Here is a 17,006-nt window from a genome sequence, read left to right as displayed (position 1 = left end):
GCCATCTCTGCGCCGCCGGGGTCGTGTTCCTGACGCTGGCCGCCCTCAACCGCGCCCTGCGCCGGGACGGCTATTTTGGCTCGGATCGCCCCGAGCCGACCCTCACCGACGCCCTCGACCTCGTGGCCCTGGCGACGGTGGCCGACGTCGTGCCGCTGATCGGCCTGAACCGCGCCTTCGTGACCCAGGGGCTGACGGTGATGCGCCACCGGGGGCGAACCGGCCTCGCGGCGCTGCTCGACGCCGCCTCCCTCAGCGAGCCTCCGGAATCCTGGCATCTCGGTTTCGTGCTGGGCCCACGGATCAATGCCGGCGGGCGGATCGGCGATTCGGCCCTCGGGGCGCGCCTGCTCACGACGGCCGACCCGGCAGAGGCCGCTAAGATTGCCGCCGATCTCGACCGTCTCAACCGCGAGCGTCAGGCGATCGAGGCCCAAGCGGTGTCCGAGGCCGAGGCCGAGATGGACCGCGCCCTGACCCTCGACCCAGCGCGCGCCGTGCTGGTTACCGGCAACGCGGAGTGGCATCCCGGCATCGTCGGGCTGATCGCGGCGCGCCTCAAGGAGCGCTTCAACCGCCCCGCCTTCGCCTTCGCGATCCGGCCGGACGGCAGCGCCACCGGCTCCGGGCGCTCGATCCCTGGGGCCGATCTCGGCCTTGCCGTTCGCGCCTGCGTCGAGGCCGGGCTTGCCAGCAAGGGCGGCGGCCACGCCATGGCGGCCGGCGTCACCCTGCGGGCCGACGACATCCCGCGCCTCGAGACCCATCTGTCGGCCCTGCTCGGCGCCAGCGTCGCGGTCTCGCGGGCGGCGGATGCGCTGCTGATTGACGGCGGCCTCAGCGCCGGCGGCGCCACGGCCGAGACCGTGCGGCTGCTCCAGCGGGCCGGCCCGTTCGGGCAGGGCGCCCCGGAGCCTGTCTTCGCCCTCGGGCGCCACCGGCTGGTCGATGCTGCGCTCGTGGGCTCGGGCCATGTCCGCGCTCGCCTGCGCAGCCGCGACGGTCAGGCGGTCGGAGCGATCTGCTTTCGCGCGGCCGAACGCCCGCTCGGGCAGGCCCTGCTTAAAGGGATCGGCCAGGAGATGCACGTAGCCGGCACGCTATCCTGCGACCGCTGGCGCGGGGCCGAGCGGGCGCAGTTGCGGATCATCGATCTGGCTCTGGCCGAGCCCTGATTGATCAGCCGCCCGCCATCACCAGCGCCCAGAACCGCTTGTAGCGAGTGTCCGGCGCGTCGACGCGGGCGATGCCAATCCGACGGATCTGCGGGAGCAGCATGTTCTTGTTGTGCTCGGGGCTGGCCTTCCAGCGGGCGAGCACCTGCTCGAAGGTTTCCGAACCGGCACTGAGATTTTCCGCGGCGTAGGACCTCGCCAATCCCGCCGAGGCCATGCGCGACGTGAAGCTGCCGCCGACATCATGGCTGAGCTGGCCATGGCGGGCGTTGTTGCCGGCCTGGAAGGCGGCGGCCTTCACCAACGTGGTGTCCACCACGACCGGGCTCAACCCATGCTGGACTCGATAGGCCGAGATCGCGGCTGCGGCAGCGACCTCGTCGAGGATCGCGGTATGGGTGGCGGTCTCGACATCCGGTTCGGGCGTGAAGGACAGGCCACCGCAACCGGCGAGCGATAGCGACAGGGCGGCAGCGACGGCGAGGGAAAATTTCGACACGGGGGGACAGCGCTTCCAGACGGGGTGCGTCTCCCTCGGGCGCGGTTGCGGCGAAAGCGCGGCGCTGGTCGTCGGCCTCGAACCGCGCGATCGAACCGTGGCGCCGGGGCCACGGCATCACGCCGCGAGCGCGTCGCCCCCGAGCATGACCGGCGCGAAGACGCGCAGGAGATCGGGGTCGAGATGGCCGGACCCGTCGGTCATGATCGCTAGAGCCTCGGCGGGACTGGCGGGTTTCCGGTAGGCGCGGCGCTCGGTCAGGGCCGAGAACACGTCGCAGATCGCCACGATCCGCACCAGATCGGAGATCGCCGCGCCCCGGAGCCGGTCCGGATAGCCGGTCCCGTCGAGGCGCTCGTGGTGGTGCAGGACGACGTCGATGACCTCGTTCTCGAACGTGCCCTGCGCCCGCAGGAGGTCGGCGCCGATCACCGGATGGCGCTGCATCAGCCGCAACTCCTCCGGGTCGAGGTGGCCGGGCTTGTTCAGGATCTCGCTCGGGATGCGGCACTTGCCGATATCGTGGAGGAGGGCGGACCGCACCAGCCGTGCGAGATCGATCCGGCTCAGCCCGATCTGCGCGCCGAAGCTCGCGGCATGGCCGGCCACCCCCAGCGTGTGCTGGTAGACGCCGATATCGTGGCGCCAAACCTCGGCCAGCCAATCCGTGATCCCGGCCTCCGAGACGGCGGCCAGCACCAGCTCGGTGCCACGCTCGACATCGGCGCGCTGCAGCCCCGCGCCGAGCGCCGCGCTGTCGAACAGTTCGGACACGATCGCAGTGGCGTCCGAGACGCGCCCGACGAGTTTCTGCCGGCGGGTTTCCACCGAGCGGGTCACCGCCTCGATCATCGCGAAGACGTTCGCCAGCACCAGCTGGCGCGGAGCGGCCGCCGGCAGCTGGCGCACATGCGGGGACGCCTTCAAAGGCTCGCCGCGAACCAGGACGAGGCGCGGAACCGGCAGCCCACGATGGGTCAGGGCCGGCTCCAGCGCGACGGCCTGCGTCGGCGGCAGATCCAGAATGATGAGATGCGGACGTCCCGGGGGGATCGCCTTGCCGGCGGGGACCGCCCAGCAATCCATCACCAGGGCGATGGCGCGCTCCAGGGCGGCGCATTCGGACGGACGATCCGAGACCAGGAGGACGAACGGACCGTCCCCGGTCCGTGACGAGAGGCCGAGGGCCAACGCGGTTGCTCCCTCGCCCGCATGGTCAACGATCCGTTGACTCTAGCGGAAACCCTTGAGCAAAGTGTTAACCCTACGCAGTCTGCCCGCGTATAGAGGCCGGAAAAGCGGTGGTCAGGCGAGGCTGACGGCGCCGTCCTGATGGGCCGGCCGGGTGACCGGCTTGCCGGCATCGGCGGACGGACTGAGGATGTCCGCAAGCTTGACGGCCAGCAGCGCCTGGCAAGCGGCGAGGGCGACAAACAGGACGAGGAAACTGGCGATCATCGGGAGGCTCCGGTGCAGCTCGGCAGGACAGCGATGGTGCGATGCAAGAGATGCCATGCCGCGCCGCAAACTGGTATGCCAGATACCGAATTCCAGTCATGCTTGGAATGCATGCCGTGACGGTGGACCCGAGCGTGATCCGTCCCGTCCGCTGCGACGTCAGCTGCCGCGTGCCCGATGCGCGAAGATAGCTTCTGGTCGAAGGGCGGCATATTGCACCGCAATCGGCGTGCGCCATGCGATCCGCGACGCGCGAACCTGCCGGCGTTCACGGTCGATGGATCCACCTGCGGGAAGCTGACGAGAGGGCAGACGCCGATCACGCCGTCGGCCGGGCCACCGACGTGTCAGCCGAGGCCGATCGACCCACGTTTCAACATCCGGTCGACGACCCTCAATCGAGGTAATCGCCGTAGGTGTCCACGTGCTGGGCGAGGCCGAGGCCGTGTTCCCGCACGAGCCGCTCCGCATTGTCAGCGTCCCGGGCTTCGAGCGCGGCGATGATCGCCACGTGCTCACGGATCGAGCGCTCGGCCCGATCGCCCTGCCGGAGCGCAGTGCTGCGGATGCCGCGCACATGCATCAGCAGGTTGCTGGTCAGTTCGGCGATCGGCTCGCAATGCCCGAGCGCGATGATCCGTTGATGGAAGCGGATATTGGCGTCCGAGTATTCGTCGATATGTTCGGCCGGCTGTCCCTCGTAGAACTCCGGAAATGATTCGCGTAGCGATCGGAGCTGCGCTTCGGTCGCTCGGGTACAGGCGAGGCGGGCCGCCATGCTCTCCAGGGCCGTCCAGGCGTGAATCATGCCGACGATTTCGCGCTTGTTCTTCTTGATGACGAAGACACCGCGCCGGGCCTCGGAGCGGACGAACCCTTCCTGCTCCAGGACGGTGAGCGCCTCACGAACGGGCGTGCGGCTGACGCCGAGATCCTGCGACAGTTTCCGCTCGTCGAGCCGCACCTCGTCGGGCCGCCCGTAGATGTCCATGTTGGTGATAGCAGTCTTGAGCGCTTCATAAGCCAAGGTCCGTAGACTGGAGCTGGCGACGATCGGTTTAACGCTCAACGGTTCAGAGTTCGACATGCCTCGTCCAGTCGGCCCATGCCCATGATTTCTCGCACGTGTTCTCTGTCGCGCGCTCGCAAAACGAACTAGCCCAAACCTTTGCCCGATCCTAGTCGATTGCGAGCCAACTCCACAGAGCGGTCGCCGCCAGCCGTGAGTGAGACGCACGGTTCGAGGGGCTCGAACCGGAACGGTAATGCCGAAACCGAGCTTACGTCTGAGACGATCCGGTAATCCAGCGGCACAATCATGTATTTTTATGCAAGATTGATTGACAGAATCATCTGATCTCAGCACCTTTATTCTGGCATATCGTAGACCAATCCAGTGCGCGCACGATCTCTGGGCGGTGGATCGCGGCACAGCCGAGACTTGATTTGTCCGTCACGCAAGAATTTTTCAAAGCACGCCGCTCGCTTTGTTCTGCCGTGTCTCGCTCTGTCCAGGCATAACCACGGCCGAGGTTCGACAGAAAATAATAAATCCAACCTGGAGGGAAGCGTATGTCCGAGATCCGCAAGTCGGTCGGGCCCGGCCGATGGCTGCAGCTCGCATTCGGCGTCGTCTGCATGTGCATGATCGCCAACATGCAATACGGCTGGACCTTCTTCGTGAACCCGATGCAGGAGCGCCACGGCTGGGATCGCGCGGCGATCCAGGTCGCGTTCACGCTGTTCGTCGTCACCGAGACCTGGCTGGTGCCGATCGAGGGCTGGTTCGTCGACAAATACGGACCGCGGATCGTCACCCTGTTCGGCGGCCTGCTCTGCGGCATCGCCTGGGTGATGAATTCCTACGCCGACACCCTCACGATGCTCTACGTGGCCGCCGCCATCGGCGGCACCGGCGCGGGCGCGGTCTACGGAACCTGCGTCGGAAACTCCCTCAAGTGGTTCCCGGACCGCCGCGGACTTGCCGCCGGCATCACCGCGATGGGCTTCGGCGCCGGCTCGGCGCTCACGGTCGTTCCGATCCAGGCGATGATCAAATCGCAAGGCTACGAGGCCGCCTTCTTCTCGTTCGGTATCGGCCAAGGCTTGATCGTGATGCTGATCGCGCTGTTCCTGCGGGCGCCGGCGAAGGGCCAGGTCCCGGACGTCGCCCGGGTCAGCCAATCCAAGCGCGACTTCAAGCCGTCCGAAACGGTGCGCACCCCGATCTTCTGGGTGATGTACGCGATGTTCGTCATGATGGCCGCCGGCGGCCTGATGGCGACCGCGCAGCTCGGCCCGATCGCCAAGGACTTCAAGATCGCCGAGGTGCCGGTCTCGCTGCTCGGGATCACGCTGCCGGCGCTCACCTTCGCGGCGACCCTGGACCGGGTGCTCAACGGCGTGACGCGGCCGTTCTTCGGCTGGGTCTCGGACCATATCGGCCGCGAGAACACGATGTTCATCTCCTTCGCGATCGAGGGCCTCGGCATCTATGCGCTGAGCCAGCTCGGCGAGAACCCGATCGCCTTCGTGCTGCTCACCGGCCTGGTGTTCTTCGCCTGGGGTGAGATCTACTCCCTGTTCCCGGCGACCTGCGGCGACACGTTCGGGTCGAAATACGCGGCGACCAATGCCGGCCTGCTCTACACCGCCAAGGGCACGGCGGCGCTGATCGTGCCCTATACAAGCGTGCTCACGACCATGACCGGGAGCTGGCACATGGTGTTCCTGGTGGCTGCCGGGCTCAACATCCTGGCGGCGTTCCTGGCCCTGTTCGTGCTGAAGCCGATGCGGGCCGCCTACACCAAGGCGCCGCAGGCCAACCTCGCACCGGTGCTGGCCAAGTAAGACAGCGGACCAAACGATAGGAGCCCCGGCGCCGGCTTTACGGCGCCGGGGCTTCGCGCGTACCCGGTACGGGGTTCATCCGAGGATCGGGCATGGATAGGGACGAGCGGATCGCACGCGAGAGCGTGGTGACGGCGGCGCGGGACCTCGACGCGCAGGGCCTGAACCGCGGCACCTCGGGCAACGTCTCGGTGCGGTTCCGCGACGGCATCCTGATCACGCCCTCCGGGCTGCCCACGGCTCGCATGGGGCCGGACGACATCGTACCCCTGGCCTTCGATGGGACACACCCGGCGGGGCTGAAGCCCTCCTCCGAATGGCGCTTCCACCGGGACATCCTGGCGGCGCGGCCCGAGATCGGCGCCGTCGTCCACGCCCACCCGATCCACTGCACCGCCTTCGCCCTATGCGGGCGGGAGATCCCGGCGGTGCATTACATGATCGCGGCCTTCGGCGGGCCGAATGTGCGCTGTGCGCCCTACGCGCCCTACGGCACCGCGGAGCTGACGGAGCTGGCCCTGGCGGCGCTCAAGGACCGGAACGTCTGCCTGCTCGCCAACCACGGCATGATCGCCGCCGGTGGGACTATCGAGAAGGCCCTGTGGCTCGCCGTCGAGTTGGAGACCCTGTGCTGGCAATACGCCGTGGCGCTTCAGGTCGGCGCGCCCAACATCCTGTCCGACCACGAGATCAACAGCACCGTCGAGCGCTTCCGCGGCTACGGGCTGAACGCCGTCGACAAGACCTGAACCGAGGCTTTCCTCGGCCTACCGGCCGAGGATCTGGCCGAGCGCGATGCCTCCCGAAGCGGCGAACTCCGCGGCCGAGATCTTCTTCGCGTCCTCCGGCTTGACCTTCTGGATCTCGATTCGGCCGCCCTGTGCGCAGACGCTGAAACCGTCCTCGTCCACGGCGATCACCTCGCCGGGCTTGCCCTTCACGTCGCCGAGGCGGCGGACCGGGTGCAGGCGCGCGTCGAAGATCTGCAGCTTCTTGCCGTCTAGGGTGGTCCAGGCCCCGGGGGCCGGGTTCGCGGCCCGGATCAGGTTGTAGATCTGGTCGGCATGGGCCGACCAGCGGATCTCGGCTTCCGCGGCGCGGAACCAGCCTTCGTAGCTCGCCGCATCCTCGTCCTGATCGATCTCGATGTGCTGGCCCGCGACCACCAAGTCGGCCGCCTCTAGCATCGCGTCGACGCCCATCGGGAACAGGCTGTCGAAGTAGATGTCGCCGAGCGTGGCGTCGCCGCCGATCTCGCAGGTTTTCTGAAGGATCACCGGACCCTCATCGAGGCCGTCGGTGGGACGGAAGATCGTGAGCCCGGTCTGCAGGTCGCCCTTGGCGATCGGCCAATTGATCGAGGAGGGCCCGCGATAGCGCGGCAACAGGCTCGGATGATACTGGATCGTCCCATGCTTCGGGATAGTGACGAAGCTTTGCGGTGCGAATTGCAGCACGTAGGCCATAATGCCGATATCGGCGTCGAGGCCGCGCATCGCCGCCTCGGCTTCCGGGCTCTTCAGGTTCGGGAACTGAAAGATCGGCAGGCTTTTCTCCAGCGCCGCAGTCTTCAAGACGTCCGGCTTGGCGCCCGGCTTTTCCGGCGCGCAGAAGACGCCCACGACGGTGTCGCCGCGCTTCAGAAACGCTTCCAGGACGGCCTTGCCGAAATCCTGCTGACCGATGACGGCGATGCGCATGGGCGATCCCTAGCGTCGTCCGGCCCCGAAGCGGGGCGGGATGTTTTGGATTTGAAGGCGATGTTACGGGAACGGGCAGCGGCGACCCCGGACGTCGAGCCCGGGATCGCCGATCATCCTCACTCCGCGGCGATCTTCTGCACCCCGCCGATGGCGCCGGACCCGGAGATCTCCGCGACCTCCTCGGCCGAATATTTCAGCACGTCGCGCAGGATCTCGTCGGTATGCTCGCCGAGCAGCGGCGAACGGACCACGTCCGTCGGGCTCGCCGACAGCTTGATCGGGTTGCCGACCGAGAGGTAGCGGCCGCGGGTTGGGTGATCGACTTCCACGATGGTGCCGGTCGCCCGCAGGGCCTCGTCGGCGGCGATCTCCTTCATGGACAGGATCGGCCCGCACGGGATATCGTGGCCGTTCAGGATGTCCATCGCCTCGAACTTGGACATCTTCATCGTCCAGGCCTCGATACGCGTGAAGATCTCGTTGAGATGTGGCAGGCGCGCCTTCGGCGAGGCGTAGTTCGGATCGGTCTTCCAGCCCGGCTCGCCGATGATGTCGCAGATCGGGTCCCAGACCGCGGCCTGCGTGATCACGTAGATGTAGGCGTTCGGGTCCTGCTCCCAGCCCTTGCAGCGCAGGATCCGGCCGGGCTGGCCGCCGCCGGAATCGTTGCCCGCCCGCGGGGTCGCCTCGCCGAACGGGATGCCCTCGCCGAACTGGCTATATTCCTTCAGGGGGCCGTGCTCCAGACGCTGCTGGTCGCGCAGCTTCACCCGGCACAGGTTGAGCACGCCATCCTGCATGGCGCAATCGACCTTCTGGCCCAGCCCGGTCTGGGTGCGGTGGTACAGGGCGGTGACGATGCCGAGCGCCAAGTGCAGGCCTGTGCCGGAATCGCCGATCTGGGCGCCGGTCACCATCGGGATGCCGTCGCGGAAGCCGGTGGTGGAGGCCGAGCCGCCGGCGCATTGCGCGACGTTCTCGTAGACCTTGCACTCCTCGTAGCGGCCGGGCCCGAAACCCTTCACCGAGGCGAGGATCATGCGCGGGTTCTTCGCGTGGATCTTCTCCCAGGTCAGCCCCATCCGGGCGAGCGCCCCGGGGGCGAAGTTCTCGACCAGGACATCGCATTCCTCGATCAGGCGCCAGAGCACCTCCTTGCCCTTCGGGTTCTTCGAATCGAGCGTGAGCGAGCGCTTGTTGTGGTTCAGCATCGTGAAATACAGGCTGTCCACATCCGGAATGTCCTGGAGCTGCTGGCGGGTGGCGTCGCCGACGCCCGGCCGCTCGACCTTGATCACGTCGGCCCCGAACCAGGCCAGGAGCTGGGTACAGGTCGGGCCGGATTGAACGTGGGTGAAGTCCAGGATGCGGACGCCTTCGAGGGCCTTGGTCATGATCGGTCTCGGATCTCGGGTCGGGTTTCGGGATGCGGCGACGGGAGGTGTCTCAGATCGGTCTCACGCGCGTGGCGGCTGCGCAGCGGGTCTGGAAACACGCGTCTCGCGTTCTCGGACGGACCATGCCGAAACTCCCTCCCGATGCGCGGCCCCGTCGAATTGCGGTTCCGTCACGATGGCCCAAGCTGGTGGACCTTAAAATTTGTATACCACATGCCATCCGCCAGAGGCGAGTAGAAAGAAGCACTCGTAAAGGTTGTGTCTGGCTCCCCAGCATAGACCCAAGAGTTTCAGGTCTCAACGCGAACCCGGCAGAGCAACGGGGGAACTGGTCCTCGCCCTCTTGGCATACGTCTCAAGGCGGTCCATCATTCCGCCAAAATCGGTTGTTCGCCCCGCGAACGACCGCGCAACAAAGCTGAACGAGGAACGCCCATGCTCGCCAGCACCAGCCTGATCAAGTCGTCCTGGATCGCCGTCGATGTCGACCGCGACCGGGCCGAGCGCGTGCTCGTGGTCGAAACGTACATCGCCGTGAGTCCGCTGGAACCGAATTTCGACGCCGCGCAGTATGAGCGCGTCCTGTGCTGCGTGCAGAAGGTGCTGAAGGCGCATCCGGACATCGACCGGGCCTCGATCCTCAGCATGCATCGCGGCTCCGGCTGCACGGCTCTGTTCCGCGAGCCGCCGGCGGATCTGGCACGGCCGGCCGCAGCCTGACTCTGCATTCATTCGTGGGCCGGCTGGCGATGGTGCGCGCGCGGCCCGATCGGCCGCGCTGACCGGCCCTCATCGAAGCCAGTCAGGGCGTGTCCGCCTCCGGATTGGCTGGCGGCTCGTGCGATTCCAGCGCGACCCGAGCGGCGTGGAACCACCAGAGCGGAATGTCGCGATTGGCCTTGGTCAATTCCGACGCCCAGCCTTCCTTCGGCATTACCTCAGCCCGGTCGGCGAAGAGCCGGAGCGCGCTCTCGGCCCGCTCCCGCCGGCAGCGTTCGCGGATCGCGGTCCGTTCGGCCTCGGCCCGGGCGTCGGTCTGCTCGATCAACCGCTGGGTCGCCAATTCGTCGGCGTCGAAGGCGAAGTGCTGCCAGAACGCCTCGGATTCCCGGGCGACCTCCCGCTCCCGCTGAGCCACGGCGAGGGCCGCTTCGGCGGCGTCCCGGGCGGCCTCCGCCGCATTGGCGCGCGCGAGGATGCGGTTGTTGGCCTCCAGAAGCTCGCGCTCGCGCTCCGGGGCCATCCGCTGACGTCTCAAGACACGCAACTCCTCGTCACGTGCGGTCTGCGCATCCAAATCCGTGACCAGGGCGGCCAGGGGGCCATCCGCCAGTGCGTCGGCCCGCCGGAGATAGCGCTCGCGCAGCCCGGGATGGCGCGTATCCAGGAACTCTCCGTCCCAAGCCGGATAATCGGCGATTTCGCTTCCATCGTGTTCGTAGAGCGCGCGCGCCAGAGCATGGCGCAGGTCGTCGGACGACGAAATCGCGGCGTGTTCGCTCATGACGTTACGCTGGCGGCGAGTAATGGGACGGCTGTCAACACGCTTGTGCCGCCGGACGTCCCATGGGCGCATGACGATCCGGTATTCTCGTCCGGACAATCGTCATCCGCATGCAATGGTCCGACCACCCGAAGACGCGACACGATTGAGACTCTTTCATCGCACGGTCGTTCCGGCAATCCGGTAAAGACACCGCGACGATTTTTACGGGGTGTCCGACACAGGTCACCCCGTACATCTTCCGCGATGAAACGACCATCGCGGAGGATTGCGGTTCGAATCTGTCCCCGTGCGCGAAATTTCGACGTGTTTGCAGATCGATACAACCGATGCGGCGCGTCCGGCGCCGCGTGGTGAGGGTTCACGCTTCGGATTTGCGGGCGATGCGTTCCAGGGCCTGGAACACGGGTTCCAGTTCGTTCGCGTCGAGCTGGTGGAAGCCCAAGGTCCGGCCCATGATCACGCCCAGAATCGCGAAGAACAGGACCGAGCCCTCGCCCGGGCAGGCACCGTTCATCCCGGCGAGCCGGTCGAGCCGATCCGCCACGAAGGCGCGGTAATCGTCCAGGGCCTCGGGATACTCGATCGAAGCCAGCAGCAGGGCGCGCGACGACTCGTCATCGTCGCAATAATGTGACCGCGCGTGGGCCACCATGGCCCGCGGCAGCTGCGCCGGGCCGGGTGCGAGTTCACTCTCGCAGGCGGCGATGCCGTCACGCAGCTCGGTCAGCTTACGGGCGACCAGGGCCAGGATGAGCGCGTCCTTCGACGCGTAATGATGCAGCACGCCGCCCTTGCTCAACCCGGCCTCGGCCGCGACCGCATCGATGGTGAGAGCCCGCGCGCCGCCCTTGCGCAGCACGGCATCGGCCGCCTCCAGGATGATTTCGGGCCGTTCCACCAGCCGCTGCCGTTTCACGCGCATGGATCACCAATTAGAAACCGACTGGACGGTATGTAAGCGATGGAGTAGGAACGCGCCACGCCGTTGGGGCCCTTCGTCCGCAACCGGCAAACGCATGATCCGCATGATCGCTCACCGATACAGAGCTCTCGTCTTCGCGACGATCGCCTTCGCACCTGCGGCTTGGGCTGCTGACCCCGCGACCGCGCCCGATTCGGCCCTCGCGCGAGTCCGGGTCGTCGAGGCGCGGCGCACGCCGGTCGCCTCGGAGGTGGTGCTGACCGGCGACATCCAGGCCCAGGCGCAGGTCAACGTCTCGTTCCGGACGAACGGCAAGGTCGCCGAGCGGCGGGTCGAGGTCGGCGATCACGTCGAGGCCGATCAGGTGCTCGCCGTACTCGAGCCGCTGACCCAGCGGGCCAATCTCGACAACGCCAAGGCTGCCCTGGCCTCCGCGGAGGCGCTGCTGACCCAGGCGAAGATGGCCTACGAGCGCCAGAAGCAGCTCCTGGCGGGCGGCTACACGACACGGCCGAGCTACGACAACGCCGAGCAGGAACTGCGGACCACGCAAGCCGCCGTCGATTCCGCCAAGGCGGCCCTCGGGACCGCGCAGGAGCAGTTCTCCTATACCGAGTTGCGCGCCGGCGTATCCGGGATGGTGACGAGCCGCAGCGTCGAGGTCGGCCAGGTGGTCCAGTCCGGCCAGACCGTCCTCGTGCTCGCCCAGGACGGGCCGCGCGACGCGGTGTTCAACGTCTACGAATCGCTGACTGCGCGTCCGCCGGGCGACAAGACCATCATGGTGGCGTTGCAGGCGAACCCCGCGATCACGGCGCGCGGAACCGTGCGCGAGGTCTCGCCGACGGTGGATGCGTCGAGCGGCACGGTCCGGGTCAAGATCGGCCTGGAGCAGACGCCGCCGGCCATGGGCCTCGGCGCCGTCGTCATCGGCCACGGCCGCTTCGCGCCGCACGATGCGGTGATCCTGCCCTGGTCGGCACTCTATCGCTACGACGGCCACCCGGCGGTCTGGATCTACGACACCAGCAAGCGGACCGTGGCCGTCCGCACTGTCGAGATCGACCGGTACGGGCCGGACGTCATCGCCTTGAAGAGCGGTGTCGAGCCGGGCGAGCACGTCATCATTGCGGGCATCCAGTTTCTGCGGCCGGGGCAGGAGGTTGCCGCCGCCCTCGTCGGAGGCAACCCATGAGTGTGCGCCCGGTTCTGGCGGCCACCGCATTCGCTCTCATTCTCGGCGGTTGCGACAGCCATGGCGACGCGCCCCAGGAGGCGGCGGCGCCGGTGCGGCCGGTCCTCACGCAGGTCGCGGTGCCGAGCGACAACATTGCATTCGGCCCCTTCGCCGGCACGATCGAGCCTCGCTACCAGTCGCAGCTCGGCTTCCAGATTCCGGGCCGCATGGTGGCGCGCGACGTGACCGTCGGCGATATCGTCAAGAAGGGGCAGCGGCTCGCCGCCCTCGACACCGTCGTCACGCGGTTCGACTTGACCCGCGCCGAGGCCGACCTCGCCGACGCCCGCGCGCAGGCCGAAAATGCCGAGGCGGCCGAGGCGCGCGCCAGGCGGCTGATGGCGGGCAACAACGTTTCGCAGGCGTCCCTCGATCAGGCGGTGGCCAAGCGCGATACCGCCCGGGCGCGGCTCGATCAGGCCGCGGCGAGCCTTCAGAAGGCTCGGGACCAGATGGGCTACACGGAGCTGAAGGCCGAGTTCGACGGCGTCGTCACCCAGCGCCTCGCTGAAGTCGGGCAAGTGCTCAGCGCCGGCCAGGGCGTCGTGACCGTCGCCCGGCCGGAGATCCGCGAGGCCGTGGTCGACATCCCGGAGCAATATGTCGGCGCCTTACCGGCGGACGGCGTGTTCAACGTGTCGCTCCAGAGCGCGCCGGAGCTGACGGCCAAGGGCCGCGTCCGGGAGATCGCGCCGCTCGCCGAGGCGGGGACGCGCTCCCGACGCATCCGCATCACCCTGGAGGATCCCGGTCCGGCGTTCCGACTCGGCGCGACCATCGACGTGTCGCTCATGCGCAAGGTCCCCCGCCACTTCCTCCTGCCGGACTCCGCGCTGCTCGAAGACGGACGGCGGCGCTCCGTCTGGATCGTCGCCGCAGACGGCAAGGCGGTGACGCGCCGCGACGTGACGCCGGCCGCCGCCACGGAGGCGGTCGAGGGTGGCCGCGTCGCGATCAGCGACGGTCTCGCACCGGGCGAGCGGATCGTGGTCGCGGGCGTCCACACCCTGCGCGAAGGCCAGGCCGTGCGCCTGACCGACGACGCCCGTTGAGCCGGCCGGACGAGGGTTTCCCGTGAAGGATTTCAATCTCTCCGACTGGGCGCTCGGGCATCGCTCGTTCGTCTGGTTCCTGATGGCGGTCGCGCTCGTCGCGGGCGTGATGGCCTATAGCCGCCTGGGCCGCGAGGAGGATCCGCCGTTCACGATCAAGACGGTGGTCGTGCAGACGACGTGGCCTGGCGCCACGATCAAGGACACGATCGATCAGGTCACCGACCGGATCGAGAAGGAGCTGCAGCAGCTCAACGGCCTCGATTACGTCCGCAGCTACACCACGCCGGGCTCCTCGACGGTGTTCGTGCAGTTCCGCGACACCCTGAAGAAATCCGATGTGCAGCCGGCCTTCTACCAGGTCCGCAAGCGGCTGGGCGACATCAAGGGCCAGTTCCCGGACGGCGTGCAGGGCCCGTTTTTCAACGACGAGTTCGGCGACGTCTACGGCAACATCTACGCGTTCACCGCCGACGGGCTGACCTACCGGCAGCTGCGCGACTACGTCGAGGGCGTGCGCACCGAGGTCCTGCGGGTGCCCGACATCGGCAAGACCCAGCTGATCGGTACCCAGGCCGAGACGATCTACCTCGACTTCTCGACTCGCAAGCTTGCCGGCTACGGCATCGATTTTCAGGCGCTGATCAAGGCGCTGCAATCCCAGAACGCGGTTTCGGCCTCTGGCGTCGTGCAGGCCGGGCCGGAGCGCGTCTCGCTGCGGGTCAGCGGCTCCTTCACCTCGGAAGCCTCCCTCCAGGACGTGAACCTGCGGGTCAACGACCGCTTCTTCCGGCTGGCCGATATCGCCGACATCAGCCGCGGCTACGAGGATCCGCCCGCCCCGATGTTCCGGGTCAACGGCGAGCCGGCCATCGGCCTCGCCATCGCCATGCGGCCGGGCGCCAACCTGCTGCATTTCGGCGAGGCCTTGAAGGATCAGATGCGGTGGATCGAGGCGACGCTGCCGGTGGGCGTGGGCGTCCACCTGATCTCGGACCAGCCCAAGCAGGTCGAGCACGCGGTCGGCGGCTTCACCGAGGCGCTGGTCGAGGCCGTCGTGATCGTGCTCGCCGTCAGCTTCGTCAGTCTCGGCGTCCGGGCCGGGCTGGTGGTCTCGGTCTCGATTCCCCTCGTGCTGGCGATCGTCTTCGTCGTGATGCAGATGATGGATGTGACGCTGCAGCGCATCTCGCTCGGCGCCCTGATCATCGCGCTCGGCCTGTTGGTCGACGACGCGATGATCACGGTCGAGATGATGGTCGCCCGGCTGGAACAGGGCGATACGCTGCGCAAGGCCGCGACCTTCGCCTACACATCGACGGCGTTCCCGATGCTGACCGGCACGCTGGTGACGGTGGCGGGCTTCCTGCCGATCGGCTTCAACGGCTCGGGAGCGGGCGAGTACACCTACTCTCTGTTCGTGGTTTTGGCTGCGGCGTTGCTGGTCTCCTGGGTGGTGGCGGTGCTGTTCGCCCCGCTGATCGGCGTCACGCTGCTGCCGAAGACCGTCAAGCACCACGCCGAGAAGCGCGGTTTCCTGACTCGGTTGTTCCTGGCGGTGCTCAAGCTGGCTATGGCGTGGCGCTGGACCACGGTCGCCCTCTGCCTGGCTATGATGGCGGCGGCCATCGTCGGGATGGGCCACGTCCAGCAACAGTTCTTCCCGTCCTCGGACCGCTCCGAGGTGCTGGTCGACCTGACGCTGCCGCAGAACGCCACCATCGCCGAGACCAAGGCCCAGATGGACCGGTTCGAGGCGAATCTGAAGGACGATCCGGACGTAACCAGCTGGTCGTCCTATGTCGGCCAGGGCGCTGTACGCTTCTACCTGCCCCTCGACCAGCAGCTCTCCAACGCCTTCTACGGGCAGATCGTCGTCGTCACGAAGTCCCTGGAAATCCGGGATCAGGTGATGGCCCGACTCCAGGCGATCGGCCGCCGCGACTGCGTCGGCACCGACGTGCTGGTCCAGCCCCTGAGCCTCGGGCCGCCGGTGGGCCGGCCGGTCCAGTACCGGCTGAGCGGGGCGAACATGGAGACCGTTCGCCGCCTCGCCCTCGACCTCGCCAACGTCGTCGCCACCGACCGGCGGCTCGACGTGCCGACCTTCGACTGGAACGAGCCCGGCAAGGTCCTGCGGGTCGAGATCCTCCAGGACAAGGCGCGCCAGCTCGGTGTGACCAGCCAGGACATCGCCGGCATCCTCAACGGCATCGAGGGCGGCCAGGCGATCACGCAGGTGCGGGACTCGATCTATCTGGTCAACGTCGTCGGGCGGGCGCGGGCCGCCGAGCGCTCGTCGCTCGACACCCTGCAATCCCTGCAGGTCGGCCTCGCCAACGGCTCCGTGGTGCCGCTGCTGTCCTTCGCGCGGATCGGCTACGACCTCGAGCAGCCGATCGTCTGGCGGCGCAACCGACTGGCGACCGTGACGGTTCGGGCCACGATCCGCGACACCACCCAGCCCGCCACCATCGTCACTGCGCTCCAACCCGGCATCGATGCCTTCGCGAAGGCGCTGCCCGAGGGCTACACCCTGGAGACCGGCGGCGCCGTCGAGGAATCCGCCAAGGGCCAGGGCCCGATCGCCGCGGTGGTGCCGGTGATGCTGCTCACCATGGCGCTGCTGCTGATGGTCCAGCTTCAGAGCGTCGGCCGAATGCTGCTGGTCTTCACGGTGGCGCCCCTCGGACTGATCGGCGTCGTGCCGGCGCTGCTGCTGTTCGACAAGCCGATGGGCTTCGTGGCGATCCTCGGCATCCTGGCCCTGATCGGCATCATCATCCGCAACGCCGTGATCCTGGTAAGCCAGATCGAGGAGTTCCGGGCCGACGGGATGGCGCCGTGGGACGCCGTCTACGAGGCGACGCACCACCGGATGCGGCCGATCCTGCTCACCGCCGCCGCGGCAAGCCTGGGCCTGATCCCGATCGCCCGGGAGGTGTTCTGGGGACCTATGGCCTTCGCGATGATCGGCGGCATCCTGGCCGCGACGTTCCTGACACTGCTGTTCCTGCCCGCGCTCTATGTCGGCTGCTACCGGATCCGGCCGGAGAGCCGCCATCCGGTTCCGGCGCAAGGCGCTTGAGCGAACAGCCACACCGATCGCAGTGTGGCCCCACGCTGCGATGAGCGGTCGGCCCTCCCCTCCGCCCCCTCAGGGCGGGCCGACCGTGAATCATCCCGGCGCACAGGTGGCGCCATGG

15 protein-coding genes are annotated in these 17,006 nt (G+C 67.7%); 7 read left to right on the top strand and 8 right to left on the bottom strand.

All coding sequences use genetic code 11. From position 1 onward, the window contains the following. On the top strand, positions 1-1,175 hold a 1,175-nt coding region (locus MKL11_RS05735; RefSeq protein WP_243941114.1), incomplete at its 5' end, for a single-stranded-DNA-specific exonuclease RecJ. 4 nt (positions 1,176-1,179) lie between these two features. Here the strand turns inward: MKL11_RS05735 and MKL11_RS05730 are convergent. The 4 genes from MKL11_RS05730 to MKL11_RS05715 form a co-directional block, all read right to left on the bottom strand. After that, complete coding sequence (locus MKL11_RS05730) at positions 1,180-1,674, bottom strand: CAP domain-containing protein (RefSeq protein WP_243941112.1); 495 nt, start codon at positions 1,672-1,674, stop codon at positions 1,180-1,182. 117 nt (positions 1,675-1,791) lie between these two features. After that, positions 1,792-2,865, bottom strand: coding sequence for an HD-GYP domain-containing protein (locus tag MKL11_RS05725; protein ID WP_243941110.1), 1,074 nt, complete (start codon positions 2,863-2,865; stop codon positions 1,792-1,794). 114 nt (positions 2,866-2,979) lie between these two features. Beyond that, positions 2,980-3,132 (bottom strand): hypothetical protein, encoded by a 153-nt coding sequence (locus MKL11_RS05720; protein WP_243941108.1) that lies wholly within the window; start codon positions 3,130-3,132, stop codon positions 2,980-2,982. A 394-nt stretch (positions 3,133-3,526) separates the two neighbouring features. After that, complete coding sequence (locus tag MKL11_RS05715; protein ID WP_243941106.1) at positions 3,527-4,219, bottom strand: GntR family transcriptional regulator; 693 nt, start codon at positions 4,217-4,219, stop codon at positions 3,527-3,529. Positions 4,220-4,704: 485 nt separating this feature from the next. Here MKL11_RS05715 and oxlT point away from each other — a divergent pair, with 485 nt between their 5' ends. Then, positions 4,705-5,982: an oxalate/formate MFS antiporter gene (gene oxlT, locus MKL11_RS05710; protein WP_243941104.1), complete on the top strand. Its 1,278-nt coding sequence runs from the start codon at positions 4,705-4,707 to the stop codon at positions 5,980-5,982. 92 nt (positions 5,983-6,074) lie between these two features. Beyond that, positions 6,075-6,731 carry a class II aldolase/adducin family protein gene (locus MKL11_RS05705; RefSeq protein WP_243941102.1) on the top strand — a complete coding sequence of 219 codons (657 nt, stop codon included), beginning with the start codon at positions 6,075-6,077 and terminating at the stop codon, positions 6,729-6,731. An 18-nt stretch (positions 6,732-6,749) separates the two neighbouring features. On the opposite strand, the gene MKL11_RS05700 is transcribed toward MKL11_RS05705, so the two are convergent. Together MKL11_RS05700 and frc are read right to left on the bottom strand one after the other, a co-directional pair. Continuing rightward, positions 6,750-7,682, bottom strand: a complete 933-nt coding sequence (locus tag MKL11_RS05700; RefSeq protein WP_243941100.1) for a methionyl-tRNA formyltransferase — start codon at positions 7,680-7,682, stop codon at positions 6,750-6,752. 119 nt (positions 7,683-7,801) lie between these two features. Continuing rightward, complete coding sequence (gene frc, locus MKL11_RS05695; RefSeq protein ID WP_243941098.1) at positions 7,802-9,079, bottom strand: formyl-CoA transferase; 1,278 nt, start codon at positions 9,077-9,079, stop codon at positions 7,802-7,804. Between the two features lie 438 nt (positions 9,080-9,517). Between frc and MKL11_RS05690 the strand changes: the two genes are divergently transcribed. Further along, the gene (locus MKL11_RS05690; protein WP_243941096.1) at positions 9,518-9,802 is read left to right on the top strand and encodes a hypothetical protein; all 285 of its coding nucleotides are present in this window, start codon (positions 9,518-9,520) and stop codon (positions 9,800-9,802) included. 82 nt (positions 9,803-9,884) lie between these two features. Here MKL11_RS05690 and MKL11_RS05685 read toward each other — a convergent pair whose 3' ends face one another. Both MKL11_RS05685 and MKL11_RS05680 read right to left on the bottom strand, forming a co-directional pair. After that, entirely contained in the window at positions 9,885-10,586 is a 702-nt protein-coding gene (locus MKL11_RS05685) for a hypothetical protein (RefSeq protein ID WP_243941094.1), read from the bottom strand. A gap of 361 nt (positions 10,587-10,947) precedes the next feature. Then, positions 10,948-11,511 carry a TetR/AcrR family transcriptional regulator gene (locus tag MKL11_RS05680; RefSeq protein ID WP_243941091.1) on the bottom strand — a complete coding sequence of 188 codons (564 nt, stop codon included), beginning with the start codon at positions 11,509-11,511 and terminating at the stop codon, positions 10,948-10,950. 103 nt (positions 11,512-11,614) lie between these two features. On the opposite strand from MKL11_RS05680, the gene MKL11_RS05675 reads away from it, so the two are divergent. From MKL11_RS05675 to MKL11_RS05665, 3 genes are read left to right on the top strand one after another with little or no spacing between them, the layout of a single operon-like run. Next, positions 11,615-12,706, top strand: a complete 1,092-nt coding sequence (locus tag MKL11_RS05675) for an efflux RND transporter periplasmic adaptor subunit (RefSeq protein ID WP_243941089.1) — start codon at positions 11,615-11,617, stop codon at positions 12,704-12,706. Beyond that, positions 12,703-13,800 carry an efflux RND transporter periplasmic adaptor subunit gene (locus MKL11_RS05670; RefSeq protein WP_243941087.1) on the top strand — a complete coding sequence of 366 codons (1,098 nt, stop codon included), beginning with the start codon at positions 12,703-12,705 and terminating at the stop codon, positions 13,798-13,800. Before MKL11_RS05675 ends, MKL11_RS05670 begins: the two co-directional genes overlap by 4 nt. Before the next feature lie 22 nt (positions 13,801-13,822). Further along, positions 13,823-16,888, top strand: coding sequence for an efflux RND transporter permease subunit (locus MKL11_RS05665; RefSeq protein WP_243941085.1), 3,066 nt, complete (start codon positions 13,823-13,825; stop codon positions 16,886-16,888). The last annotated feature ends 118 nt before the right edge of the window (positions 16,889-17,006 follow it).

Origin of the sequence: Methylobacterium sp. J-077, from assembly GCF_022829365.1 — a bacterium.
GTDB lineage: Bacteria > Pseudomonadota > Alphaproteobacteria > Rhizobiales > Beijerinckiaceae > Methylobacterium.
The sequence above is the reverse complement of the archived record's forward strand: the minus strand, read 5'-3'. Positions and strand labels throughout refer to the sequence as shown.